The sequence below is a fragment of the Bradyrhizobium sp. McL0615 genome (genome assembly GCF_049993905.1).
Classification (GTDB): domain Bacteria; phylum Pseudomonadota; class Alphaproteobacteria; order Rhizobiales; family Xanthobacteraceae; genus Bradyrhizobium.
Map to the genome: position 1 here is coordinate 7693283 of NZ_CP188254.1, position 23001 is coordinate 7716283.

General features: G+C 63.1%; 26 protein-coding genes. 12 read left to right on the plus strand and 14 right to left on the minus strand.

Annotated features, from left to right (window positions below):
• Positions 1-59 precede the first annotated feature (59 nt).
• Entirely contained in the window at positions 60-533 is a 474-nt protein-coding gene (locus ACPPVP_RS36990) for a DUF992 domain-containing protein (protein ID WP_426528470.1), read from the minus strand.
• Positions 534-743: 210 nt separating this feature from the next.
• Here ACPPVP_RS36990 and ACPPVP_RS36995 point away from each other — a divergent pair, with 210 nt between their 5' ends.
• Both ACPPVP_RS36995 and ACPPVP_RS37000 read left to right on the plus strand, forming a co-directional pair.
• Positions 744-956 (plus strand): hypothetical protein, encoded by a 213-nt coding sequence (locus tag ACPPVP_RS36995; protein WP_426528471.1) that lies wholly within the window; start codon positions 744-746, stop codon positions 954-956.
• A gap of 3 nt (positions 957-959) precedes the next feature.
• A complete protein-coding gene (locus tag ACPPVP_RS37000; protein ID WP_426528472.1) occupies positions 960-2447 on the plus strand; it encodes a PAN domain-containing protein in 1488 nt (495 codons plus the stop codon).
• An 86-nt stretch (positions 2448-2533) separates the two neighbouring features.
• On the opposite strand, the gene ACPPVP_RS37005 is transcribed toward ACPPVP_RS37000, so the two are convergent.
• Both ACPPVP_RS37005 and ACPPVP_RS37010 read right to left on the minus strand, forming a co-directional pair.
• Positions 2534-3049, minus strand: coding sequence for a DUF992 domain-containing protein (locus ACPPVP_RS37005; RefSeq protein WP_426528473.1), 516 nt, complete (start codon positions 3047-3049; stop codon positions 2534-2536).
• A 236-nt stretch (positions 3050-3285) separates the two neighbouring features.
• Positions 3286-4488: a pyridoxal phosphate-dependent aminotransferase gene (locus tag ACPPVP_RS37010; RefSeq protein WP_426528474.1), complete on the minus strand. Its 1203-nt coding sequence runs from the start codon at positions 4486-4488 to the stop codon at positions 3286-3288.
• A gap of 667 nt (positions 4489-5155) precedes the next feature.
• On the opposite strand from ACPPVP_RS37010, the gene ACPPVP_RS37015 reads away from it, so the two are divergent.
• Positions 5156-5806, plus strand: a complete 651-nt coding sequence (locus ACPPVP_RS37015) for a glutathione S-transferase family protein (RefSeq protein ID WP_426528475.1) — start codon at positions 5156-5158, stop codon at positions 5804-5806.
• 192 nt (positions 5807-5998) lie between these two features.
• Here ACPPVP_RS37015 and ACPPVP_RS37020 read toward each other — a convergent pair whose 3' ends face one another.
• On the minus strand, positions 5999-6172 hold the full coding sequence (locus ACPPVP_RS37020) for a hypothetical protein (protein ID WP_426528476.1): 174 nt from the start codon (positions 6170-6172) through the stop codon (positions 5999-6001).
• A 76-nt stretch (positions 6173-6248) separates the two neighbouring features.
• Between ACPPVP_RS37020 and ACPPVP_RS37025 the strand changes: the two genes are divergently transcribed.
• Entirely contained in the window at positions 6249-7409 is a 1161-nt protein-coding gene (locus tag ACPPVP_RS37025; RefSeq protein WP_426528477.1) for a PQQ-dependent sugar dehydrogenase, read from the plus strand.
• Positions 7410-7448: 39 nt separating this feature from the next.
• Here ACPPVP_RS37025 and ACPPVP_RS37030 read toward each other — a convergent pair whose 3' ends face one another.
• Positions 7449-7802 carry a DMT family protein gene (locus ACPPVP_RS37030; RefSeq protein WP_426528478.1) on the minus strand — a complete coding sequence of 118 codons (354 nt, stop codon included), beginning with the start codon at positions 7800-7802 and terminating at the stop codon, positions 7449-7451.
• 203 nt (positions 7803-8005) lie between these two features.
• Between ACPPVP_RS37030 and ACPPVP_RS37035 the strand changes: the two genes are divergently transcribed.
• The 3 genes from ACPPVP_RS37035 (at position 8006) to ACPPVP_RS37045 (ending at position 10773) form a co-directional block, all read left to right on the plus strand.
• On the plus strand, positions 8006-8818 hold the full coding sequence (locus tag ACPPVP_RS37035) for a PAS-domain containing protein (RefSeq protein WP_426528479.1): 813 nt from the start codon (positions 8006-8008) through the stop codon (positions 8816-8818).
• Between the two features lie 264 nt (positions 8819-9082).
• Positions 9083-9544: an N-acetyltransferase family protein gene (locus tag ACPPVP_RS37040; RefSeq protein WP_426528480.1), complete on the plus strand. Its 462-nt coding sequence runs from the start codon at positions 9083-9085 to the stop codon at positions 9542-9544.
• Positions 9545-9834: 290 nt separating this feature from the next.
• Positions 9835-10773 carry an aldo/keto reductase gene (locus ACPPVP_RS37045; protein ID WP_426528481.1) on the plus strand — a complete coding sequence of 313 codons (939 nt, stop codon included), beginning with the start codon at positions 9835-9837 and terminating at the stop codon, positions 10771-10773.
• 163 nt (positions 10774-10936) lie between these two features.
• On the opposite strand, the gene ACPPVP_RS37050 is transcribed toward ACPPVP_RS37045, so the two are convergent.
• From ACPPVP_RS37050 to ACPPVP_RS37060, 3 genes are all read right to left on the minus strand, one after another.
• Positions 10937-11281, minus strand: coding sequence for an endonuclease domain-containing protein (locus ACPPVP_RS37050; RefSeq protein WP_426528482.1), 345 nt, complete (start codon positions 11279-11281; stop codon positions 10937-10939).
• Between the two features lie 73 nt (positions 11282-11354).
• A complete protein-coding gene (locus ACPPVP_RS37055) occupies positions 11355-12590 on the minus strand; it encodes a DUF1501 domain-containing protein (protein WP_426528483.1) in 1236 nt (411 codons plus the stop codon).
• A 5-nt stretch (positions 12591-12595) separates the two neighbouring features.
• Positions 12596-14161, minus strand: a complete 1566-nt coding sequence (locus ACPPVP_RS37060) for a DUF1800 domain-containing protein (RefSeq protein ID WP_426528484.1) — start codon at positions 14159-14161, stop codon at positions 12596-12598.
• Positions 14162-14274: 113 nt separating this feature from the next.
• On the opposite strand from ACPPVP_RS37060, the gene ACPPVP_RS37065 reads away from it, so the two are divergent.
• From ACPPVP_RS37065 to ACPPVP_RS37075, 3 genes are all read left to right on the plus strand, one after another.
• The gene (locus tag ACPPVP_RS37065) at positions 14275-14478 is read left to right on the plus strand and encodes a cysteine-rich CWC family protein (RefSeq protein WP_426538259.1); all 204 of its coding nucleotides are present in this window, start codon (positions 14275-14277) and stop codon (positions 14476-14478) included.
• Positions 14475-15155, plus strand: coding sequence for an HAD family hydrolase (locus ACPPVP_RS37070; protein ID WP_426528485.1), 681 nt, complete (start codon positions 14475-14477; stop codon positions 15153-15155). The genes ACPPVP_RS37065 and ACPPVP_RS37070 overlap by 4 nt, the downstream gene beginning before the upstream one ends.
• Positions 15156-15365: 210 nt before the next feature.
• The gene (locus ACPPVP_RS37075) at positions 15366-16679 is read left to right on the plus strand and encodes a serine hydrolase domain-containing protein (protein ID WP_426528486.1); all 1314 of its coding nucleotides are present in this window, start codon (positions 15366-15368) and stop codon (positions 16677-16679) included.
• A 100-nt stretch (positions 16680-16779) separates the two neighbouring features.
• On the opposite strand, the gene ACPPVP_RS37080 is transcribed toward ACPPVP_RS37075, so the two are convergent.
• The 6 genes from ACPPVP_RS37080 to ACPPVP_RS37105 form a co-directional block, all read right to left on the minus strand.
• Positions 16780-16956, minus strand: a complete 177-nt coding sequence (locus ACPPVP_RS37080; RefSeq protein WP_426528487.1) for a hypothetical protein — start codon at positions 16954-16956, stop codon at positions 16780-16782.
• 205 nt (positions 16957-17161) lie between these two features.
• Positions 17162-17581 carry a VOC family protein gene (locus ACPPVP_RS37085; RefSeq protein WP_426528488.1) on the minus strand — a complete coding sequence of 140 codons (420 nt, stop codon included), beginning with the start codon at positions 17579-17581 and terminating at the stop codon, positions 17162-17164.
• A gap of 8 nt (positions 17582-17589) precedes the next feature.
• Positions 17590-18282 carry a glutathione S-transferase family protein gene (locus ACPPVP_RS37090; RefSeq protein WP_426528489.1) on the minus strand — a complete coding sequence of 231 codons (693 nt, stop codon included), beginning with the start codon at positions 18280-18282 and terminating at the stop codon, positions 17590-17592.
• 335 nt (positions 18283-18617) lie between these two features.
• Entirely contained in the window at positions 18618-19325 is a 708-nt protein-coding gene (locus ACPPVP_RS37095) for a glutathione binding-like protein (RefSeq protein ID WP_426528490.1), read from the minus strand.
• Between the two features lie 131 nt (positions 19326-19456).
• Positions 19457-19693, minus strand: a complete 237-nt coding sequence (locus tag ACPPVP_RS37100; protein ID WP_426528491.1) for a hypothetical protein — start codon at positions 19691-19693, stop codon at positions 19457-19459.
• Between the two features lie 29 nt (positions 19694-19722).
• On the minus strand, positions 19723-20484 hold the full coding sequence (locus ACPPVP_RS37105) for a TSUP family transporter (protein ID WP_426528492.1): 762 nt from the start codon (positions 20482-20484) through the stop codon (positions 19723-19725).
• A 311-nt stretch (positions 20485-20795) separates the two neighbouring features.
• On the opposite strand from ACPPVP_RS37105, the gene ACPPVP_RS37110 reads away from it, so the two are divergent.
• Positions 20796-21701 carry a LysR substrate-binding domain-containing protein gene (locus ACPPVP_RS37110; protein WP_426528493.1) on the plus strand — a complete coding sequence of 302 codons (906 nt, stop codon included), beginning with the start codon at positions 20796-20798 and terminating at the stop codon, positions 21699-21701.
• Entirely contained in the window at positions 21691-22911 is a 1221-nt protein-coding gene (locus ACPPVP_RS37115) for an NAD(P)-binding domain-containing protein (RefSeq protein ID WP_426528494.1), read from the plus strand. Before ACPPVP_RS37110 ends, ACPPVP_RS37115 begins: the two co-directional genes overlap by 11 nt.
• Positions 22912-23001: the final 90 nt, after the last annotated feature.

Genomic DNA, 23001 nt, shown 5'->3' on the forward strand with positions numbered 1-23001 from the left:
TGAGCACAACGATATGCGCGTGGATCGCTTTGCTCGCAATGACTGAGAAGCAGCGTTAGCTACCGTCCCGGCCTCAGTTCCAGGCTTTCCAATCCGGCAGCAACGCTGACGCCGACCTGGCCCTGCACGCTCAGGGGTTGCAGCGCGATCGAATTGGCGGAGCCGCCGACCAGCACGTTGCCGCCGACACCGACGCCAAGCGTCGCGCTCCCCTGCGCACCGACATAGTCGCCGGACAGACCGCCCGGCCCGAGCCGCGCGACCGGCGCGAACACGCCCCAGGCCAGCGCCGATTCCTGGGTGATGCCGAGATCGAGCCCGACTTTCCGGATGGTGGCGATATAGCGGTCTTCCGGCATGCCCTCGGCGCGCAGCACGCAGCCGAGATTGGTGACGGAGCCGACGATGAAGCCGATGCTGGCACCGCCGCGGCACTCCAGCACGCCGACCTGCACGCGCTGCAACTGCTGTGCATTGGCGCCGATCGACGAAGCCAGCGTGGCGAGCGCGGCAAGGATGATAAAGCGACGCATGAAGTAATCTCCGGCTGAAAATGTGATGCGAGCAGAGAAGAAGAAGAACAAAGCCGTGCCCACGGCGCTCGCGTTCTATGCCACAGCAAGCCAGGCGGGACCATAATTTGCTAACGAAAAATCTTCGGACACACCCTTTCCCGTTCTAGCCGAACTCCTCATGCTGTGCCAGTATGGTTGCATGGCCCCAGTATTGCACGGAGGCTGATCATGTCGCGTATAATCCAGATTTTATTCTTTTTCCTGCTGGGAGCGCTCCTGTGGTGGACCTTCCAAATCACCAAGCCGCTCCCGGGCGTTGAGCCGAAGGGTGGACCCGAAAGCTGGATGCCGTGGCTCTCGCTGGCGGGTTCAATTGTCAGCTTGCTAACCGCCATCGTCACCCTCGCGCTCAAATTGATAGAAACGCGCAAGAAGGCCTGACATATGCGAATTATTCGCATCTTGGCGCTGCCAATCCTGTTGCTAGTGAATGGATCGGCCACGGCTGGCATAGACGAAACTTACAACAGGAGCGGCCCAACGATCTGGTCGACAGATTTCTATGCACGGCTTGTCGGACGCAATGCATTTCAAAAAAGCATCGCCGTCCTTGTCGGCGTAGGCAACTATGACAAATTCCCTTCGCTCTCGGCTCCGGCCGCAGACGCCTTGCGCGTTCGCGACTTTCTGCGCGACGAAGCTGGCTTCGATCAAATCATTACCCTGACCGACGAGAAGGCTACATACGCGCGGATCGCCGAGTTGATGGAAACGACCATTCCAAATGCGCTCGGTCAAAATGACCGTTTCTTGTTCTATTTTTCCGGCCATGGGGTTACGCGGGCTCTTGCGACAACAAAGCGCGGTTATCTCGTGCTGAAAAATTCGGGACGCGGCGAATGGCAAAACATGATCGACATGGAAAGAATGAAACAGTGGACTGAAAATGTCGCGCAAGCGCGACACTCCCTGTTCCTTCTCGATGCCTGCTTTAGCGGGTTAGCGGCCTATGAAACCAAAGCTGGAGACGTCAGAGAGAAAACGCTAAATCGCCTGATGCAGCCTGGGCACTACATAGTCACCGCTGGAACTGAAGGAGAAGAAACGTACATCTACAAAGGCGAGAGCCTTTTCACTCAAGCATTCCTGTCTGCAGCTCGTGGCGAGGACTTTGCGCCGAACGACGGCATAGTTCCCCTTAACGAAATGATGACGCGCATCAATCGCACGCTTGATGCCAAGCAGGCCGAGATTGGCGATCAGATTCGCATGACCCCACGCCAGTACCGTGCACGGATCACCAACAATGCCGGTGAGTTCTTTTTTCTGCCGAAGGAAAGACCAAGGAACTCCGTCGCGAATACTCCGGTCGCCTCCAGAATCGAACCCAAAACCGGCACTGATGTCGTTACCGCTGTTCCCAGGCTGACAGATCCACTACAGCAGACCGCTCCGCAAAGGGCGAACCCTGCATTCGAAATCAGGAGCGGGACGGAGGCCAACGGCCTCCAATTAGGCGCCGGATCCTACAACGGCTCGATAGGTGAGTGCGAGCAGAGATGCGCAGAGACGAAGAATTGCAGTGTCTTCACCTATAGTCGGGCCGCTCGAGCATGCTACCTCTACCCAAAAGCTGATTTTGTATCTAATCAGAACTTTGAGAGCGGGATTCGCAATCTGACGTCTTCATCTTCGCAGACCGCTCCGAAAACGGCGATCCCTGCATTCGAGATCAGGGGCGGGACGGAGGCCAACGGCCTCCAGTTGGGCGCCGGATACTACAACGGGTCGATAGGTGAGTGCGAGCAGAGATGCGCAGAGACGAAGAATTGCAATGTCTTCACCTATAGTCGGGCCGCTCGAGCATGCTACCTCTACCCAAAAGCCGAGTTTGTATCTAATCGCAGCTTTGAGAGCGGGATTCGCAAGTAAGGGTATTTGTTACAACGAGGGTGCTACGCGCCTCGCATCATGAAAAAAGGCCCGCTTGCGCGGGCCTTTTCCTCAACGTCTCATTCTCAGCCGCGACGGTGATGCCGGCGATGGTGGGGCCGGCGCGGGCCGAAATCGACCGGTTGAAGTTCGAGGCCGGCGATGCCGGCGGCGACGTTCAGGCCGGTCTGGCCCTGCACGCTGAGCGGCTGCAGCGCGTAGGCGTTGGCGGGACCGCCGACCAGGAAGTTGCCGCCGCCGCCGATGCCGATCGACGCATTTGCGCCGACGCCGCCATAGCTGCCGGCGAGTTCGCCGCGGCCGAGCCGGGTGTTCGGCGCGTTGACGGCCCAGGACAACTGGGTCTGCTCGGTGACGCCGAGGTCGAGACCGATGCGCTGCACCTTGGCGATGTAGGGTTCAGGCCGGCGGCCTTCGCTCTGGAACACGCATTCGAGGCTCGTCACCGAGCCGACCACGAAGCCGACATTCTGGCCGCCCTGGCATTGCAGGATACCGGCGCGAACCGGCGGCGCCGCGCTGGCGCTTGCGAGCGGCGCGATCAGCGAAAGCGTGGCGAGTGTCAAGGTCAGGAAGCGCATATGTCCCAGTCTCCGCATCATGTTGATGAACAAATTCAGCGGGGCGGACAGGATGGAAGCGCCGTGTCGAAAACATGGCGCTTCCCCAAAAAAAATGGCGCTTTGAGAAGAAGCGATCAAAACATCGCGAGGTTCACGTGTGATGTGGCGCGACACATTTTTTGCCGCGCTTTCCTTGCGCAAAAAAAGGCCGCCCCGCATCGGGTTGCGGGACGGCCCGGGTTGTAAAACGCGCCTTATCTCAAATTGCCGCAGAAGCGCTGAATGCGCTTGCAGGCTTCCTCGAGATCGGAGGTTTTGGTCGCGTAGGAAATCCGGAACGCCGGGCCAAGCCCGAACGCGGAACCCTGCACGACCGCGACCCCTTCGCTCTCCAGCAGTTCGGTGACAAAATCCTCGTCATTGCCGATCACCTTGCCGGACGGAGAGGTCTTGCCGATGGTGCCGGCGCAGGATGGATAGACGTAGAACGCGCCCTCGGGCCGCGGGCATTCGATGCCCTTGGCCTGGTTCAGCATCGAGACCACGAGGTCGCGCCGCTCCTTGAACACCTTGTTGTGCGCGGGGATAAAATCCTGCGGACCGTTCAGCGCTTCCACCGACGCCCACTGCGCGATCGACGACGGGTTCGAGGTCGACTGCGACTGGATCGTCTGCATCGCCTTGATCAGGTCGGCGGGGCCGCCGGCATAGCCGATGCGCCAGCCGGTCATGCAATAGGCCTTCGAGACGCCGTTCACCGTCAGCGTGCGCTCGTACAGTTTCGGCTCGACCTGCGCGGGCGTTGCGAACTGGAAGTCGTCATAGACCAGGTGCTCGTACATGTCGTCGGTCATCACCCAGACATGCGGATGCTTCACCAGCACGTCGGTGATCGCCTTCAGCTCAGCGCGCGTGTAGGCGGCGCCGGTCGGGTTCGACGGAGAACAGAGAATGATCCACTTGGTCTTCGGCGTGATCGCCTTTTCGAGATCCTCGGGCCGCAACTTGAAGCCGCTCGACGCCGGGCACACCACTGCGACCGGCTCGCCGCCGGCCAGCGCCACCATCTCGGGATAGCTGACCCAGTACGGCGCGGGAATGATGACCTCGTCGCCGGGGTTAAGCGTCGCCATCAATGCGTTGTAGAGCACCTGCTTGCCACCGGTGCCGACGATGATCTGGTTCGGCTTGTAGGTCAGGCCGTTCTCGCGCTGGAATTTCGCGATGATGGCTTCCTTCAACTCGGGAATGCCGCCGACGTCGGTGTACTTGGTCTTGCCGGCCTCGATGGCGTGGATCGCCGCCAGCTTGATGTTGGCGGGCGTGTCGAAATCCGGCTCGCCGGCGCCGAGGCCGATGACATTGCGCCCCGCCGCTTTCAGCGCGCGCGCTTTATCCGTGACCGCGATCGTCGCGGACGGCTTCACACGGTCGAGCGCAGCGGACAGGAAGGGCATCATCATCTCCTGGCAAACGTCGTGACCTCTGGAATTCACGACTCTTTTTGATGGGAACGCCGCACCCTAAGGCGCGGCGCGCTGCATCGCAAGAAGCTTGGCCGGATACTGGTCAAACTTTAGGGAACGTCGCGCAAGCCTCGGTACGATCGGTGCAATATCGGCGCAATATTCGCAAAGTTCCGCAACGATTGACTCATATCTGGCAAGGGCAGCGGGCGCTATTACGGGAAGCGGAGGCCCCTTCCAGGATATCCAGTCGTGTCCGTCGACTCAACGTCAGGATGTCTTACCGCGATTCGCATCCGTCTTGATCACGCTCGGCGAACATCACTTCCCGGTGTATGTTGGCGACCGTTCGCCGGACGCTGCGCAGCGCCGCAGAGCCTGAGCCCACACGCTGGATCCAATACTTGTCAGCTGAGGCGGCGTATTTCATCGAGAAGGCTTGAGCCGGCCAGTTCCTCCGCTCCCGACTACGTGATCCCTGACGCCGTGGCATGGCATGCTGCGCGCGTGCAGTGCAGTAGAGGTTTTCGACTTTTTCCATTCCGCGGGTCTTGCGACGCATTCGTAACGGCATCATTGTTTAGCCGCGTTGCGGCGCGAGAGCTTTCCGCAGTTCGCCCACCGCGTGCGCCCTTCGACTCCGAGTGACCCAACGACGATGTACAAACTTTATTCGATGCAGCGCTCCGGAAACAGCTACAAGGTCCGCCTTGCGCTGGCGCTGCTCAACGCTCCGTATCAGGCAATCGAAGTCGACATTCTCCGCGGCGAAAGCCGCACGCCGGATTTTCTGGAGAAGAATCCCAGCGGCCAGGTGCCGCTCTTGGAAGTCGCCGACGGGCGCTATCTTGCCGAGTCCAACGCCATCCTCTGGTATGTCTGCGGCGGCACGTCGCTGGCGCCGGAGTCACGGGTCGAACGCGCCGAAGCGCTGCAATGGATGTTCTTCGAGCAGCACGCGCTCGAGCCCAATATCGGTGCCGCCTATTTCTGGCTGTCGCTGGTCAAGGGCGGCCGTGACCTGCAGACGCATGCGCTCGAGGACTGGATGGAGCGCGGCTATGCCGCGTTGCAGGTGATGGAAAACCATCTCAAGACCCGCGCCTATTTCGCCGCGGGACAACTGACCGTCGCCGATATCGCGCTGTACGGCTACACCCATGTTGCCGACCGCTGCGACTTTGATCTGGCGACCTTCCCCGCCATCCGCACCTGGCTGCGGCGGGTCGAGCAGACCCCCGGCTTCGTCACCATGGACTCGCGGCCGGCCGAGGTCGACGACCAGGCCGGCGTCGCCGCCGGGGCATAACCGCCGCGACGCGCAGCCTCCTCACTTTCGCGCGAGCACGCCGCCAAAGGTTAACAATAGCGGGCACGACGTTAACCTTTGCCGCGATTCCGCCATTTTCAGCGTTCGGCCGCCGTATTGTTGCCAGTGAACGTTGCAAGAAGTTCCTGACGTCATGAGTCGCTGGGTGATTCGTCACCCACGTTACAAGGATCAGAAGATGATGCGGTCGCCCGGCACGGCCGGCTTCGAAAGCCGTCGTGCGCACATTGCTTCTTCCCGACTGGCTGGTGCCATCGCCACCTCGCTCGCGATCGGCACCCTGTCGCTTTGCTTGGTGGTCACCTTGACGATGCTATCGATCAGGGCAACCGTCGCGATGCCCATGCCATAATGGGTGCGGCTTTTTCGTTTGCATCATTAGCGAACGCGCGATGATCGACATCGCGATTGGACGACCAGGATGAAAACCCCTGTCGGCCTTGTGACCGCCGCCCTGGCGGTCGCGACCTTGCTTGCCGTCTCGTTCCTGATCGCCACCGGTACACGTGGCGAAGAGCCGGCGTTCGGCTCGTCGGCGGGCGAACTCGAGGTTCGCACCATCGCAAGGGGCCTCGTCAATCCGTGGGCGCTGGCGTTCCTGCCCGACGGCACGATGCTGGTGACGGAACGGCCGGGCCGCATGCGCATCGTAACGAGCGAAGGACAGGTCTCGCCGCCGCTCAAGGGCGTGCCTGACGTCTGGGCATCGGGCCAGGGCGGCCTGCTCGATGTCGTCACCGACAAAGCCTTTGCGCAGAACAAGACCGTCTATTTCTGCTTTGCCGAGCGGACCGAGGGCGGCGGACGTACCGCGGTGGCGCGCGCCAAACTCGACAGCGGCAGAGGACGGCTCGACGAGGTCAAGATCATCTTCCGCCAGCAGGGGCCGCTGTCATCGGGCAATCATTACGGCTGCCGCATCGCGCAGGCCGACGACGGCAATCTGTTCGTTACGCTGGGTGAGCATTTTACCCACCGCGACAAAGCGCAAGCGCTCGACAATCATCTCGGCAAAGTGATCCGCATCGCGCCCGATGGTTCGGTGCCGGCGGGCAATCCGTTCGCCGGCCGCGCCGACGCCAAGCCGGAGATCTGGAGCTACGGTCATCGCAATTCCCAGTCGCTCGGCATCCATCCCACCTCCGGCGAACTCTGGGAAATCGAGCATGGCCCGCGCGGCGGCGACGAAGTCAACCTGATCGGCAAGGGCAAGAATTACGGCTGGCCGGTGATCGGCTACGGCATCGATTACTCCGGCGCCAAGATCCACGATACGACCGCCAAAGACGGAATGGAGCAGCCGCTCAAATACTGGGTACCTTCGATCGCGCCGTCAGGCATGGCGTTCTATACCGGCAAGCTTTTTCCGAAATGGAACGGCAGCCTGTTCACCGGCGCGCTACGCGGCGAGATGCTGGTGCGGCTGACGCTGAACGGTAACGCCGTGACAGCGGAGGAGCGCCTGCTGGAAAATCTGCACGAGCGTATCAGGGACGTCCGCCAGGGGCCGGACGGCGCGCTGTGGCTGCTGACCGACAGTTCGAACGGACGCATCTTGCGGGTAGCGCCGGCCGCGAAGTGAGCGAAGCGTCCGCTGCCGTCCTCACCGGCCGCAGTTAACTCACCCCCATTTGTGGAAAATCAAAAACGCACCGATGGCGATGAAGAGAAAACCGAGCGCGTGATTCCATCCCAGCGGCTCCTTCAGATAGAGCACCGAGAAGCCGGCGAACACCACCAGCGTGATCACCTCCTGCATGGTCTTGAGCTGCGCCGCCGAATAGACCGCGCTGCCCCAGCGGTTGGCCGGCACCGCCAGCCAGTATTCGAAAAAAGCGATGCCCCAGCTTGCCAGCACCACGATCGGCAGCGAGCTCTCCTTGAATTTCAGATGGCCATACCAGGCAAAGGTCATGAAGACGTTGGAGGCGAACAGCATCAGGATCGGCAATATCGTCGGGGAAACGGTAGGCATCGATGTCCTCTTTGCAAAATGTCGTGCAGCTCAATCCGGGGGCACGGTACCCCGTTCCCTGCTTCGATAGCATTTGATTTCAAAAATGCGAAAACCCGCCGCATCCCGGCAACACCCGCTTAAGACTGGCGGCAGAAAGGCGTGCACAATCGCAACAATCAGGCATGCTCGCGTCTTATTCCCGGCAAGTGGCGAGAACGGGCATGCAGTTAAACTGGCACGCAATCTCCGGTCCGACTCTGACGGCAGCGACGGCGCTGCTCGCCTTCCTCGTCGACCGGCATTTCTTTCCAATCCCCAATCCCGCCCCGCTGTTCGTCTGCATCGTCGCGTTTGTCGCGTCCGTCAGCGGCATCGTCTCCGGGATGGCCAGCGCCGTCATTGCGGTGGCGGCTTCCGCGCTGTTCTTCCTCAACCACCGCGCCGCGCCCGGTTACGACCCGTCGGACCTGGCGCGCATGCTGCTGCTGGCGGCGACCGCGGGCGGCACCGCGCTCATCACCGGTCTCCTCCGGCAGAAATGGGTCGACGCCTTCGCGTGGGAGAAGAAGCATCATGCGACCGCCGACCGCCTGTCGGCCGCGCTCGATCAGGTTGACATCGGCATCGTGCTGCTCGATGCCGATACCCGCGCCGAATTCATCAACCGCGCCTTCCGGCATTACTTCAAGCTGTCCGACGAGCAGGCCGACAGCAAGCCGCCCTTCATCGCGCTGATGTATCACGGCCGCGACACCGGCGCCTGGCAATTGCCGGAAGACGAGCTGAACGCGTTCATCGCCAAGCGCACCGAAATGATCCGGACCGGCGATTCCACGCCGATCAACATCAATCTCGCCGACGGGCACGTGCTGCGCTTCATTTGCACGGCGCTGCCCGATGGCGGGCGCATGCTGAGCTATACGCCGGTCACCGATCTCGTTCGCCACAACGACGACCCCGGCAGCGGCGACTACTACCGCGCGCTGCGCGGCAGCGATCGCAGCCTCGCCCACCAGCTCGGCGCCGCGGAATAGCGGCGGCTCTTTCTCAACCTCGCCCCGCTTGCGGGGAGAGGTCGGATTGCGAAGCAATCCGGGTGTGGGGGTACAAGTCTATCGATCGAGATCAACTCGCGGAAGCAGCCCCTCACCCTACCCCTCTCCCCGTGAAGAACGGGGAGAGGGGTCGATCGAGCGCGCGACATTGATCCCCTCCTGCCCTGTCTGTAGTAAAGAGCGGGCACCGCTTCCGCGCATCATCCCTGAGCGCGTCACCTCTCACCAAATCGGAATCGCTCAATGTCCGGCGACCTCACCATCCGCTTCGTCACCCGTCGGGACTACGCGCAATGGCTGCCGCTATGGGACGGCTACAACGCCTTCTACGGCCGCTCCGGCGCGACCGCGCTGGCGCCCGAGATCACCGCGATGACATGGGCGCGCTTCTTCGACGCCTACGAGCCGGTGCATGCGCTGGTCGCCGAGAGCGGCGGCGCACTGCTTGGTCTGACGCATTATCTGTTTCACCGTTCGACGACCATGATCGAGCCGAACTGCTATCTGCAGGATCTGTTCACCGCCGCCGCCGCGCGCGGCAAGGGCGTCGGCCGCGCCTTGATCAACGGCGTGTACGAACAGGCCAGGCGTGCCGGAGCGTCGCGTGTCTATTGGCAGACGCATGAGACCAATCACACCGCGATGCAGCTTTACGACAAGGTGGCGGAGCGCTCCGGCTTCGTCGTGTACCGCAAGCTGTTCTGACACGGTTTCGTGAATATGGTCGCTGCGGACCGGCTGTGGATAAGTCCTGATGTCACGGCCGCGTAACAAAGCACGGATAGGTTGCGCCTGCGTTTGATCAGGCCCCCCGTCTCAGATCACGCGCCCCAGCGGCCCCCGTCAGTCGCCGCGTCTGACCGGGGCCGCTTCTTTTTTATATGCCGCATAGCTGCCAAGCGTGGCGGCCGATGGCTCCGCTGCTTGCGGGGCGAAGTGGCGCGGGCCACAATGCCGGCCTTCTCTCCCCGCGACCAATCCCACAGGATCGATCCATGCAAATTCGCAACCTCGGCGGCTCCGGCCTGCGTGTTTCCGCCGTCGGCCTCGGCTGCAACAATTTTGGCCAGCGCACCGATCTGGAGACCTCGCGCAAGGTGATCCACAAGGCGATCGACCTCGGCATCACGCTGTTCGACACCGCCGACATCTATGCCGGCATGGGCGGCTCCGAGACCGTGCTCGGCACCGTGCTCGGCGACCGCCGCAAGGACATCGTGCTGGCGACGAAATATTCCAAGCCGATGGCAACCGACGGCACCAAGCAGGGCGCCTCGCGCCGCTACATCATGTCCGCGGTGGAGGCCAGCCTGACGCGGCTGAAGACCGACTACATCGATCTCTACCAGCAGCATGACTACGATCCCCTGACGCCGATGGAAGAGACGCTGCGTGCGCTCGACGACCTCGTCCGCCAGGGCAAGGTCCGCTATATCGGCAATTCGAATTTTCCGGCCTGGCGGATCGCGGAAGCCGAAATGCTGGCGCGGCAGATGAACGTCAGCCGCTTCGTCTCCTGCCAAGACGAATACAGCCTCGTCGTGCGCGGCATCGAAACGGATCTGCTGCCGGCGGCAACCGAATACAAACTTGGCCTGCTGCCGTTCTTCCCGCTGGCGAGCGGGCTCCTCACCGGAAAATACAAGCGTGGCGCCGCCGTGCCCGACGACACCCGCTTCGCCAAGGCGCCGGCCTTGAAGGATCGCTACGTCACGTCGCGCAACGAGGACATCGTCGAAAAGCTGCAGACGTTCGCGCAGGCGCGCGGCCACACCATGCTGGAGCTCGCGTTCTCATGGCTGGCGTCGCGCCCGCAAGTCTCCAGCGTCATCGCCGGCGCGACGCGTGTCGAACAGGTCGAGCAGAACGTGAAGGCCATCGGTTGGAGCTTGAGCGCGGAGGAGATCGCGGAGATCGATCAGATTACGAAGTGAGCGGAAACGGCTCTCTCGCTCCCTCTCCCCGTCCTTCACGGGGAGAGGGTTGGGGTGAGGGGCTTTCTCCGCGAGCGGAGTTCTATCGATAGACCTGTACCCCCTCACCCGGCGCTGCGCGCCGACCTCTCCCCGCAAGCGGGGCGAGGTTAAAGACGCGGCGTTACATCGATAGCTCGATTTGAATCATGGTGAGCACGCCTTCCGTATTTCCGAGAACGTCGTTGTTCCAAAATCTGAGCACTCTATAACCTTCATCTATCAAGCGGCGATCGCGGATCGCGTCAGTGGCAGACTCATTGTGCTGCCCGCCGTCTACCTCAATAATCAGTCGCCTTTCACGACAAACGAAATCGCAGATATAACCAAGTATCGGTTCCTGCCTGACAAACTTATGCCCGTCGATCTGCCGGTTGCGAATGCGATTCCAGAGAACGGTCTCTGCGTCTGTCTGATTGACCCGTAACCGCCTCGCGATTCGGACGGTCTTTTCGTTGCGGCCGCGCATTGCCCTGCCCATCACCCGCCGCGCAAGAGCGCGGCGACCTCTCCCCGCAAAAGAGCGGGGAGAGGTTAAAAACTCACCCCACCAGCCCCTGCATCGGCTTCACAGCGCTGCTATCCGGAAACACACTCTCCGCCAGCGCCCGCTCCGCAATCCCAAACTGATCCTTCAGCACGCCTTTCATCACCGCGCGCAGATCGGTGGTCGGCGCGAGGTCGCGGCCCTGGTAGAGATTGGCGGACTTCAGCCCCGGCCAGTCCGCGATCACGCGGCCGCCCTTCACCGCGCCGCCAGCGAGCAGCGCGATGGTGCCGGTGCCGTGGTCGGTGCCTTGCGTGCCGTTGATGCGCGCGGTGCGGCCGAATTCGGTGGCGACTACGATCACGGTGTCGCGCCAGCGCGCCCCTAACCCGCTTTCGAACTCCGCCAGCGCGCCGTCGAGGCCGCCGAGCAGTTGCGCCAGCCGACCGACAGGCCCGCCTTCATTGGCATGCGTGTCCCAGCCGTCGAAGGCGAGCGCGGCGATCCGCGGGCCGTCATCGGCCGCCATCAATTTGGCGGCGCCGCGCGCCACCAGCCGCATCGCCCCGGTGCCATTGGTGCCGGGTTTCGGCTTCATGTCGTCGCCCTGCGCGGCCTTGTCGAGCGCAAGCCCCTGCTTCAACGCGCTCGCCAGCGCGGGATCGCGGTGTTGATAAAGCTCGACGAGCCGCATCGCGGTATCTTCCGCGGCCTGCGGCAGCGCTACCGGCGCCCAGCCGACGGTTGGCGCCGCGCCGCGCAACACCAAGGGCGTGGTCGGGCCGACCGCCAGCGCGCTCGTCACCCGCTCGCCTTTCGGCAGGCCTTCCAGCGCGCGGTTGAGCCAGCCGGACTGCACCCGGCCAGGCCCGGCAAAGCCGCTTTCGAGCACGTCCTGTCCGTCGAAATGCGAGCGGTCGCGATACGACGTCGCCACCGCGTGAACAACGGCCGCCTTCTTCTCGCGGTACATCCGCGCAAATTCCGGCATCGCCGGATGCAGCGAGAAGAAATTGTCGAGCCCCACGGCCGCGTTCGGCCCGCTCGACGTGAGCGCGATCGAACCATGCAGGCCCGCGTAGTCAGGGTCACCGATCGGTGCGACGGTGGCGAGCCCATCCAGTGCGCCGCGCAGGATCACGACCACCAGCCGCGGATCGCGGCCATCGCCAGCGCGCGCGAATTTCGGCAAATAGGCCCATGCCGCAAAGGAGGCGCCGCCGAGCAACACGCCACGCCGCGAAATCGCCGACGATCCGATGCCTTCGCAGCAATCCATTATCGTTTCCATGGACGTCATCTCCTCTGGAATTCCGGCGACATCAGCAACAGCGCCAGCGCCTGCTGCCGCGATTCCGCGCGCTCGATGGTTCGTCGTGTCTCCGATGACGCCGCATCCGCGGCAACGAGTTCGAGCAGGTCGCGCGGATCGATGCCGTCCGCGAGCCGGGAGGCGATCTGCGCCGAGATATCGAGCCGCAGTTTCATGCCTTCCGGCGCCGCCCAGGCCGCGTTGCTGTCGGGGAAACCATTCGGCCCGGCGGGGGACCATAATGGCTGGCCCAAGGTGTTGAGAGCGCCGAGATAACGGCCGGGATCGTTCGGGATCTGCGCCAGCAGCCGGCCCGACGCGACCATGAATTCGTAAGGAGAGCGCATTTTCGCAAGCGGCGCTTTCCAGGCATCTTCGGAATCCACCAGCGCCATCGCCAGCGCCTTGAGGTCGCCGTCGGTTCTCGCAAAGACATCGGCGAGCCGCGCCACCAGCGCCGGTGACGGATCGTCGGCCACGAAGTGGCGCGCGAATTTGCCGGCGATGAATTTCGCCGTCGAAGGATGGCGCGCGAGATCCGCCAGCACCGCCTCGCCCTGCGTTACGTCTGACGCGTCGTAGATCTTTCCCATCACCCGCTGCGCGCCGGGCTGATGCGCATTCGCGTTGAACACGAAGGTGCCCGGCGCACCCAATTGCCCGAGCCTTCCCGCATAACTCCAGCCCGTGATGATGTTCGCCAGCGATGTCACGTCCTCCTGCGAATAGCCGCCGCCGACGCCAAGCGTATGCAGTTCCATGATTTCGCGGGCGAGGTTTTCGTTCAGGCCGCGGTTGCGGTTTTTCCCGGCGCGCGAATCCGGGCCCAGCGATTGCTGGTTGTCGAGAAAGAACAGCATCGCCGGATGCTGCTCGACCGCCTTCAGCATGTCGCCGAAACGCCCGAGCACATAGGGGCGGATCGCTTCGCGCTCGAACGAGCCGGCCCACATCCGCGCCGGCCCGCCCTTGTTGGCGGAGATGCAGAAATGATTGGACCAGAACGCCACCAGCCGCTCGGTGAATCCGCAATCAGCGATGACGGCCCGCTGCAGCCGCGCCAGCGCTTCGGCACGAAAGGTTTTCTGGATGATGTTGAGCGGCGCCGGCGGCGATTTTGGCGCATTGGGCCGCATGGTCTCGGCGGCCGCCATCGCCGCATCGCGATTTTCCGGCGGCTTCGCCGGCGGTTCCGCCGATGGTTCTTTGGGCGCCATATCCATGGCGATGCGGTTGAGCGACAGGTTCCGCCGCTGCGCCTTTGCATCCGGCGGCGGTTGACCTTCGGTCGCGGGCGAAGGCGCAGCCTTGGCGGCGGCGTCGCGGGCCTGCTGAATCTCGAACTGATAGTCGAACACGGCCTTGCCGAGCGCCGCCGTCGACTGCAATCCCGGCACTTCGAGCAGCACGCCGTTGGGACGGCTGAGTTCCGCCTTGACGAAGCCGCGCGGATCGGAGGCTGCATTGAGGAAATCGCCGGATGCCCCGCCCCGCGCGCCCAGTCCGAAGCGATGGAGCGCAACAAGGGCAGCTTGCGAATCGCGGGCCATCGGATTTCCCTTGAGATTTCCCTTGGAATTTCACAGGCGTATAGTCGCTGCGAAGTATAACGCGGTTCGATATGAACCCGGGATTAATTCCGCGTCAGGATGTTGCTCCGTTGATGACAAATCGGTTGGAAAATCAGACCTCGCGCCGCCTCGCGTGCGCCAGATGCGGCACTGAATTCAGTTGCAGCCTGTCGGGGCCGTGCTGGTGTTCCGACGAGGCGTTCCGTCTGCCGATGCCCACCGACGGCGGCGATTGTTTGTGTCCAAATTGCTTGCGCAAGCTGGCGCAACAAAGCACCGGCGCAGGTGCAAGGTGACCGGAAGATGGAATGTCGGCGCCGTCCTGCTCGACATGGACGGCACGCTGCTCGACACCGAGCGGGTCTATTTCGACAGCCTGGTCGCGGCGCTCAATACGGGTGGCTACGCCGATGACGCCGTTACGCTCTGCCACGCCATGGTCGGTCTTCCTGGACCGGCCTGCGAGGCCATGCTGCTCGATCGCTACGGCAAGAACTTTCCGCTCGCCCAGATCAACCGCGCCTTCCTCGCCAATCGCGACAAGTTCATGGAGGCCGGTCTGCCGCTCAAGCTCGGCACGCTGGAACTGCTCGACGGGCTCGCCGCCGCTGATTGCCCGATGGCGATTGTGACCTCGTCGTCGCGCCGCTCCGCCGAGCGCAATCTTTCGCTCGCTGGAATCCGTTCCCGCTTCGATACCATCCTGACACTCGACGACGTAACATGCGGGAAACCGAGCCCGGACCTCTATCTCCTCGCCGCGACACGCCTTGGCTTCGCACCGCAGGTCTGCGTCGCAGTGGAAGATTCCAATCACGGCGTGACCGCTTCCCACGCCGCCGGCGCGATCACCATCATGGTGCCGGACATGGCGCCGCCGACCGACGAGACGCGCGCGAAATGCGCGGCCGTGCTGCCTGATCTTGGCGCGGTACTGGCCATGCTGCGCGAGCGCGGCGCGTTTGAACGGTAGTCACAGTACAACTGCCGTAGAGTGGGCAAAGGAGCGAAGTGACGTGCCCACCATCCAACACCGGTCGAACTGCGCATGGTGGGCACGCTTCGCTCTGCCCACCCTACGAGACGCCGCTCCCACCCATACGCCTCTTCATACGAAGCATCGGACGCGTTATGCTGACGGCGGAGATGAGAACTCCGCGAAGTCGGCAGGGGACGGAATGCCATGGCGTTGACGGCACTTGATCTTGGTTTCCGTGGCGCAGCCGTTGGCTTGGCTCTCAACCTGGTCATCGCCGGTTTGACGTCATCGGCACACGCGCAAGTCATGCCGGGCGCGGCGAACGACGGTGCGGCTGCGGCCGGGCCTGTGTTTTCGGATACCGGCCCCGACGCAGCCTCCTACGGCGCGGCGGCGGGCTTTCCAGTTGGTACCCGGACGACCTCAAGTCAGCTCGAAAACCTCGTCGGCTCCTACAGCCATTTCGGCGAAATATTCTCCTCGCGCCAGGTCCGGCGTGCGACCACACCCTGGCTGTTCAAGCGGGCGGCGGAGCCCGCGATCTCCTACAAGTTCGGATCCGAGCAGCGCTCGATCGCAGACTATCTCGGCCACAACCCGACCACGGGCCTCCTGATCGCGAAAGACGACACGATCCTGTATGAGCACTATCAATATGCCCGCACCGACCGCGACCGCTTCCTCTCACAGTCCATGGCGAAAACGATCACGTCGATGCTGATCGGCATTGCTGTCTCCGAGGGCAAGATCAAGTCGATCGACGACCCTGTCTCGACCTATGTTCCCGGCCTTGCGGAGGCGGAGTATGGCAAGACCTCAATCCGCGACCTCCTGCACATGTCATCGGGCGTTGCCTTTTCGGAGATCTATGACGGGCAGGACGACATCGCGCGACTCGCACGCGACCTGTTCATTGAGCCCGGAAAGAACCCCGTCACCAGCGTCGCCCAGTTCAACACGCGCGCTACTCCACCGGGGACCAAATGGCACTACGCCAGCGTCGAGACCGAAATCCTGGGCCTTGTGTTGCGCTCTGCCACGGGTCAGCCCGTCGCGGACTATCTGCACGACAGGGTCTGGGACGCAATCGGCGCGGAAGCCGACGCGGCCTGGGCCGTCGATAGTACCGGCCAGGAGATTGCCTTCTGCTGCTTTAACGCGACCTTGCGCGATTACGCGCGTCTGGGCCGGCTGCTCGCGCATGACGGCGCATGGGAAGGACGCCAACTGATTCCACGGCAGTGGGTGCTGGACGCCACCACGGTGAGGCCAGCCGACGGGCATCTCGCCCCGGGAACGGCAACTTCCTACTTCGGCTATGGATACCAGGTGTGGCTACTCCCCGGTGAGCAGCGCAGATTTGCGCTGCTTGGCATCCGGGGACAGATCATCCTGGTCGATCCGACCACCAAGCTCGTCATGGTCCATACGGCTGTTCGCAACCAACCGTCGGAACCGCGCGCTTATGCCGAGACGCTTGCGTTGTGGTTCGCCGTGCTCGGCCAGCTTGGACGATGACCGTCCATGCTAGCCGAACGCGTTGATGCCGCAGCGCGGGCAGAAGCCGGCGCGCCTTACCCTGTCAAAAGCTGTGACGGCGCGCCAACGAGGCAACGCGCTAAGCCGCATTTTTGGTCGCTATCACCGTCCGCATGTCATCGGCCAGTTCGCGGTAATGCTGGCCGAGACGCAGATACAACTGGCGCTTCGCCGCGTCCGCCGACAACTTGCCGATCAAATCGCATTCGGCAGCAAGAGTCTCAAACCGCTCCAACTTGGCTTCAAAGTCGGTCATGACGCCCCTCCCCTGATGGCCATCAAGGGAACAAGACTACGCCTTCAATTTACGTCACAGCTAACATCGTTATCGGATAGAACTAATTTACAGCCTCGGCGATAGACCGGACAGTCGCGCAATCACTGCCTGCTGATTTGCATCAGCGAACGTCACCATTGCTGCCGTTAATCAACGCACGAAGGTACCGACTGACATCGCGCCGTCACTCGGCCGGGCCTGCAAACAGCAAGAGGTTACCGTCGGGATCTCTGATGATGAAATCGCTGGCGCCCCACGGTTCGCGCTTAAGCGTCTGAAAGAACGTCGCGCCCGCAGCCTGGAACTCCAGGAAGAGTAGCTCGATCTCTTCCGCGCTCGCGACGGTGAGCGAGGCGGAAAGCAATTCCTCGCGGTCACGCAAAACCGGGTCGATCACGGATTGCTCGACGCATCGCAAATTCAGCCGTGCGCCATCGCGTGCGACCTGCGCGTAGAATGGCGGTTCGCCGTACGTGAACACGGTGGTGAAGCCGAGCGTCTTCACGAAGAAATCGCAGGACGCCTTGATGCCGGCGACGAAGAGTTGCGGCTCTGCGGCCATGATGACGGCCCCGGAGAATTTCGCATCTGCCGAACCCGACATCGGCGAACCTATCCGTGATAGCTTGGCGACTTTCGTGCCAGCCCGTCGAAGGCATCGAGCAGCCGCTCGCGCCAGGCATAGACCGGATCGTCTTCCACCAGCAGCTTGAACGGGCTGACCACCCGCGCCCACTGGAACGCGCCGAACACGATGTAGTCCGCATAGTTCGCTACGGTGCCGCCGAGGAAAGACTGCGTCCGCAATGTCAGCCGCAGCGGATCGAGCGATTTGCGAAAACCCTCGACCGCCTTGTCGCGGCTGGCCATGATCTCTTCCAGAGGCTTGCCGAAACGCGCCTCGCGGCTGTTGCGGAAATAGGCCGCGTCCTCCGGCTTCAGGTTGAGCGGGATGTCGGCGATGATGAGCGGAAACATGCCGCCGATTACGCCGTCGCCCCACCAGTTCAGCATCCGCCCCATGGCGCGGCCACCCTCGCCGCCGAACAGCGACAGCCGGTCCGGATAGGTGTCTTCGAGATAATTGGCGATGGTCCAGGAATCGACGATCGCACTATCGCCGTCGAGCAGTACCGGCACTTTCTCGGAGCCATGCGGCGCGATCGCGCTTTTCTCGGTGAAGCACCACGGGATGGTTTCCGCCGACAGTCCCTTATGCGCCAGCGCCATCCGTGTGCGCCAGCAGAACGGGCTGAACGGGCGGGAGGCGTCGGTGCCGACAAGTTCGTAGAGTTTGAGGGGCATGTCGTGGCCTGTTCCAAAGACGACTGCCAGCCTAGCCGTCATTGCGAGGAGCGCAAGCGACGAAGCAATCCATCTCTCCGTTATGCCGCGATATGGATTGCTTCGCTAACGTTCGCAATGACGGCGGGTGGTCGTGCTTGAAGGGGAATCTCGCCGCGTCTCCAACCTCGCCCCGCTTGCGGGGAGAGGTCGGATTGCGAAGCAATCCGGGTGAGGGGGTACAGGTCTCACGTCGCTCACAGCTCGCGGAGAGAGCCCCTCACCCCAACCCTCTCCCCGTAAAGGACGGGGAGAGGGAGTGGAGCAAGCGCCTTTACCACGAAGAGACGTGAATCCTACCGCACCACCGCCGCGGTCTGGCCGAACAGGATCCTGCGTTCTTCTTCGGTGCGATTAACGGGCTGGCCGAAATTCGGATTGACCTCTTTGGCCTTGGCGTAGGCGCGCACGGTAGCCGGCCGCGCCTGAATCGTTTCCAGCCAGCGCTTCAGATGGGGGAAGTCGTCGATGTTCTGGCCCTGGTTCTTGTGGCCCACGACCCAGGGATAGCTCGCCATGTCGGCGATCGAATAGTCGCCGGCAATGAACTCGCGGTCGGCAAGGCGTTTGTTGAGCACGCCGTAGAGCCGGTTGGTTTCATTGACGTAGCGGTCGATGGCGTATTTGATTTTTTCTACCGCGTAGTTCCTGAAGTGATGGTTCTGCCCGGCCATCGGACCGAGCCCGCCCATCTGCCAGAACGTCCACTGGATCGCGTCGTAGCGACCGTAGAGATCGGCGGGAAGGAATTTTCCGGTCTTCTCGGCGAGATACAACAGCATCGCGCCCGACTCGAAGATCGAGATCGGCTTGCCGCCGCCCTTCGGCGCATGATCGACCATCGCGGGAATCCGGTTGTTGGGCGCAATCGCCAGAAACTCCGGCGTAAACTGTTCGCCCTTGCCGATGTTGACCGGAAAGATCTTGTAGGGAAGCCCGGTCTCTTCGAGGAACATCGTGATCTTGTGGCCGTTCGGCGTGGTCCAGTAATGGAGATCGATCATGGAGCGTTTCCCGTCTTGCTGCGGCATGTCATCTGGATAGGATCGCCATTTGCATGCGATTGCATGAATTTGGCCCGATCGCTCCATGCGAGTCAATGCCGCCGGACGTCCCGCGCGCGAATGTGATTGCGTCAGCCGATGCGGCCGTGATCGCGCAAGAATTTTTCACCTGATGCCGTGATTGCGACATGAACGCCCTGACCGGCCGCCGCCTGCCGCGCCACATAGCCGCGATCGACCGCGTCCTCCCAGATGGTCAGGCGCGGGCATGAGGTGCGCCACGTCTCGATCACCTCGGCATAAAGCCGCGGCTCGCGGCCGATCCATTCGACGAGGTCGAGCACCAGTGCGTCCGTGGTCCCGGTCATCAGCGCCTCCGCATCCGAAGCGGTCAAACTCAAAACGCCATCGCGCTTCCGCGCGTGAACAACAGCCAGCCGCCGTAGAGGATGTAGTAGCCCGCGACGGTGGTGATCAGCCGGTTCGCCCAGCTGCGAAACTGCGCGTCGCTCATCGCTTCCAGGATGCGCCGCGCCAGCGTGGTGCCGAGCATCGAGGCGGCGATCGCGACGCCGGCCAGCACCGGATCGAGCGTCGCCGCCTGGTCGACGATGCCACCGAAATAGATCAGCTTTGTGAGATGGCTGGCGACCTGGCAGGTGGCCTTGGTGGCGACCACCTCGCGGCGGCCGAAATTGCCGCCGAGGAAGAACGTGTCCATCAAGGGGCCGGAGACGCCGGTCATCAGCATCAGGCCCATGCAGATGAAGCCGTAGAACGAGCCCTGCGCGATGCTGTCGGGATTGGGCTTGAGGTTCTTCGGCATCAGCCGCGCCATGAACGGCGTCACGCCGAGCAACAGTAATGCAATGGGCTTGTCCGGCACGTAGCGGATGATCGACCAGGCGCCGAGCGCGAGCGCGCAGCCGATCAGATAGACGAACACCGGCCGCCAGCGGATATGCGCCCGCCATAGAAAGGCGCGCCACCCGTTCGACGCCATCTGCGTGATCGCATGCAGCACCATCGCGGTCGGCAGCGGCATCAGCATCAGCAGCACGCCGATCAGGATCATCCCGCCGGCCATGCCGAACAGCCCCGACAGGAAGGCTGTCGCGACCATCAACACACCGAGGGCTGCAATCATGAGGGGCGTCAAGGAAAGTCTCCTGTATCGGCCAGGCTCGAATTGAAGCGGCGGCTGCCCTCTTCTCCCTCGCCCCGCTCTTGCGGGGAGAGGGTTGGGGTGAGGGGTGCTTCCGCAAACTCGCCAGCAGTCGGACTCGCGGAGAGAGCCCCTCACCCGGCGCTTCGCGCCGACCTCTCCCCGCAAGAGCGGGGCGAGGTTTGGAGCCAGCCGCACCAATTCAACGATTCACGACATCTATTCCTGTGCATTCTTCTGCCTCGCTTGTGACACGTGCGCAAACTGAGTTATCTTGCCCTGGCATCAGTTTTCCTGAGGGTTACGTGCGGCGGCTGCTCTTTCTCAACGGTATCAAGGCGTTCGAGGCCGCAGCCAGGACCGGCAGCTTTGCCGCCGCCGGCGCAGAGCTCAACGTCTCCGCCGCCGCGGTCAGCCGGATGGTGCACCTCTTGGAAGAGCGGCTGGGGGTCGCGCTGTTCGAGCGCAAGGCCAACCGCCTTGCCACCACGGCGGCCGGCCGTGCCTACCAGAGCGGACTGACGCCGATCTTCGACTCGCTGGCGAGCCTGACCGCGCAGGTCACCGCCCCCTCCAGCGTCCGGGTGCTGACCATCGGGGTCGGTCCCACCTTTGCGATGAAATGGCTGATTCCGCGGCTGACGGATTTCCGCAAACATGAGCCGGATATCGACGTCCGCATCACCACCGGCGGCGTCGCGGTGCCGTTTGGCGAGGACTGGAGCTGCGGCATCAAGCTCGGCGACGGCGAATGGCCCGGCCTGATCGCCGAACCGTTATTCGCCGCCGACCTGCTGCCGGTATGCGCGCCGCGCCTTGCCAACCCCCTCAAGCGCGCCGGCGACCTGAAGGGGCCGACGCTGCTCCGGGTGGCGCATTCGCCCGACGATTGGCCGTCATGGCTCGAGGCCGCCGGCATCCCCCGCGTCACCGCGCGCGGGCCGGAATTCGCCCAATACGGCCAGGCGTTGCAGGCCGCCGTTGACGGCCTCGGCATCGCCATGGGCATCCGCCCCTATATCGACGACGACCTCGCGGCCGGCCGGCTGGTCGCGCCATTTGCGTTAAGCGTGCCGAAAGGCATGCGCTGGTATTTGGTGTATCGGGGCTTCAGCACCGGGCAGCGCGATTTCGCCGCGTTCCGGCGCTGGATTATCCGCGCGGCGGTAGAGCCCGCCATGCGCCGCAGGGGCCAGAAACATGCCGGATGAAAAGATCGAAACGCTCGTGATCGGGGGCGGCCAGGCTGGCCTCGTGATGAGCCACCGGCTGAAGGAGCGCGGGCTTTCGCACCTCGTGCTGGAGCGCCACCGGATCGCCGAACGCTGGCGCAGCGAACGCTGGGACGGGCTGAAATTCCAGTTTCCCAACTGGTCGGTGCGGTTGCCGGACTTTCCGTTTCCGCACAGCGATCCGGATGCCTTTGCAGCGACCTCCGACATTATCAAATTCATCGAGGCCTATGCCGGCTTCGTCGACCCCCCGATCCGCTGCGGCGTCGCGGTGACGCGGCTGTTGCGGCGTGGCGGCGCAGGCTTCATCGCCGAGACCACCGACGGCACGATCGCGGCGGACAATGTCGTCGTCGCCACCGGTCCCTATCAGCGTAACCTCGTCCCGGATCTGCCGGGCGATCATCCCGTGTTTCAGGTCCATGCCGCCGACTACAGGAATCCCGGACAGCTTCCGCCGGGCGCGGTGCTGGTGGCCGGCGCCGGTGCGTCGGGCGCGCAGATCGCCGAGGAATTGTTGCAGGCCGGCCGCCGCGTCTACCTCTCGGTCGGACGGCACCGCCGGCTGCCGCGCCGTTACCGTGGCCGCGACCTGATCTGGTGGCTCGCCGAGATGAACCTCGATCAGGTCACGCCGGAGGAGCGCGGGCCGGCGCGCCTGGGCCCTGTCATTTCCGGCGCCTATGGCGGCCGCACCATCGATTTCCGCAACTTCGCCGCCGACGGCATGATCCTGGTGGGGCGCATCGAGGCGGCGCATGACGGCGTGTTCGAGATTGCACCCGGCCTTGCCGAAAGCCTTGCCAATGGCGACCTCGTCTACACCACCTTTCTCGATACGGTGGACGCCTATGTGAAACGCCGCCGCATGGAGCTGCCCGAAGACCCCGACGCCCGCGCGACGTTCGCCGCCCCGCCTTGCGTCACCGCACCGCTGACGCGCCTCGACCTCGCCGCGGAAGGCATCTCGGCGGTGATCTGGGCCACCGGCTACGGCGTCGATTTCGGCTGGATCGATCTCCCGGTCACCGACGCCAAAGGCGAGGCAGTGCACCGCAACGGCATATCCACCGAGCCGGGCCTGTATTTCCTCGGCCTGCAATGGCTGTCGAAGATGAATTCCTCGTTCCTGTCCGGCGTCGGCGACGACGCGGCCGTGCTCGCCGATCATATTCTCGGGCGGCGGTGACAAGCGACGCCGAATCCAGGCGCTGCCTCTCAAAAATCAGCTGACATGTGAACCCGTTCACAAAGTTCCCGACCCAGCCGTGCTCTCCTG

Bases quoted from the DNA above. Each gene is read 5' to 3' on its own strand.
- ACPPVP_RS36990 (WP_426528470.1), bottom strand. From the start codon at position 533: ATGCGTCGCTTTATCATCCTTGCCGCGCTCGCCACGCTGGCTTCGTCG.
- ACPPVP_RS36995 (WP_426528471.1), top strand. From the start codon at position 744: ATGTCGCGTATAATCCAGATTTTATTCTTTTTCCTGCTGGGAGCGCTC.
- ACPPVP_RS37000 (WP_426528472.1), top strand. From the start codon at position 960: ATGCGAATTATTCGCATCTTGGCGCTGCCAATCCTGTTGCTAGTGAAT.
- ACPPVP_RS37005 (WP_426528473.1), bottom strand. From the start codon at position 3,049: ATGCGCTTCCTGACCTTGACACTCGCCACGCTTTCGCTGATCGCGCCG.
- ACPPVP_RS37010 (WP_426528474.1), bottom strand. From the start codon at position 4,488: ATGCCCTTCCTGTCCGCTGCGCTCGACCGTGTGAAGCCGTCCGCGACG.
- ACPPVP_RS37015 (WP_426528475.1), top strand. From the start codon at position 5,156: ATGTACAAACTTTATTCGATGCAGCGCTCCGGAAACAGCTACAAGGTC.
- ACPPVP_RS37020 (WP_426528476.1), bottom strand. From the start codon at position 6,172: ATGGGCATCGCGACGGTTGCCCTGATCGATAGCATCGTCAAGGTGACC.
- ACPPVP_RS37025 (WP_426528477.1), top strand. From the start codon at position 6,249: ATGAAAACCCCTGTCGGCCTTGTGACCGCCGCCCTGGCGGTCGCGACC.
- ACPPVP_RS37030 (WP_426528478.1), bottom strand. From the start codon at position 7,802: ATGCCTACCGTTTCCCCGACGATATTGCCGATCCTGATGCTGTTCGCC.
- ACPPVP_RS37035 (WP_426528479.1), top strand. From the start codon at position 8,006: ATGCAGTTAAACTGGCACGCAATCTCCGGTCCGACTCTGACGGCAGCG.
- ACPPVP_RS37040 (WP_426528480.1), top strand. From the start codon at position 9,083: ATGTCCGGCGACCTCACCATCCGCTTCGTCACCCGTCGGGACTACGCG.
- ACPPVP_RS37045 (WP_426528481.1), top strand. From the start codon at position 9,835: ATGCAAATTCGCAACCTCGGCGGCTCCGGCCTGCGTGTTTCCGCCGTC.
- ACPPVP_RS37050 (WP_426528482.1), bottom strand. From the start codon at position 11,281: ATGCGCGGCCGCAACGAAAAGACCGTCCGAATCGCGAGGCGGTTACGG.
- ACPPVP_RS37055 (WP_426528483.1), bottom strand. From the start codon at position 12,590: ATGGAAACGATAATGGATTGCTGCGAAGGCATCGGATCGTCGGCGATT.
- ACPPVP_RS37060 (WP_426528484.1), bottom strand. From the start codon at position 14,161: ATGGCCCGCGATTCGCAAGCTGCCCTTGTTGCGCTCCATCGCTTCGGA.
- ACPPVP_RS37065 (WP_426538259.1), top strand. From the start codon at position 14,275: ATGACAAATCGGTTGGAAAATCAGACCTCGCGCCGCCTCGCGTGCGCC.
- ACPPVP_RS37075 (WP_426528486.1), top strand. From the start codon at position 15,366: ATGGCGTTGACGGCACTTGATCTTGGTTTCCGTGGCGCAGCCGTTGGC.
- ACPPVP_RS37080 (WP_426528487.1), bottom strand. From the start codon at position 16,956: ATGACCGACTTTGAAGCCAAGTTGGAGCGGTTTGAGACTCTTGCTGCC.
- ACPPVP_RS37085 (WP_426528488.1), bottom strand. From the start codon at position 17,581: ATGTCGGGTTCGGCAGATGCGAAATTCTCCGGGGCCGTCATCATGGCC.
- ACPPVP_RS37090 (WP_426528489.1), bottom strand. From the start codon at position 18,282: ATGCCCCTCAAACTCTACGAACTTGTCGGCACCGACGCCTCCCGCCCG.
- ACPPVP_RS37095 (WP_426528490.1), bottom strand. From the start codon at position 19,325: ATGATCGATCTCCATTACTGGACCACGCCGAACGGCCACAAGATCACG.
- ACPPVP_RS37100 (WP_426528491.1), bottom strand. From the start codon at position 19,693: ATGACCGGGACCACGGACGCACTGGTGCTCGACCTCGTCGAATGGATC.
- ACPPVP_RS37115 (WP_426528494.1), top strand. From the start codon at position 21,691: ATGCCGGATGAAAAGATCGAAACGCTCGTGATCGGGGGCGGCCAGGCT.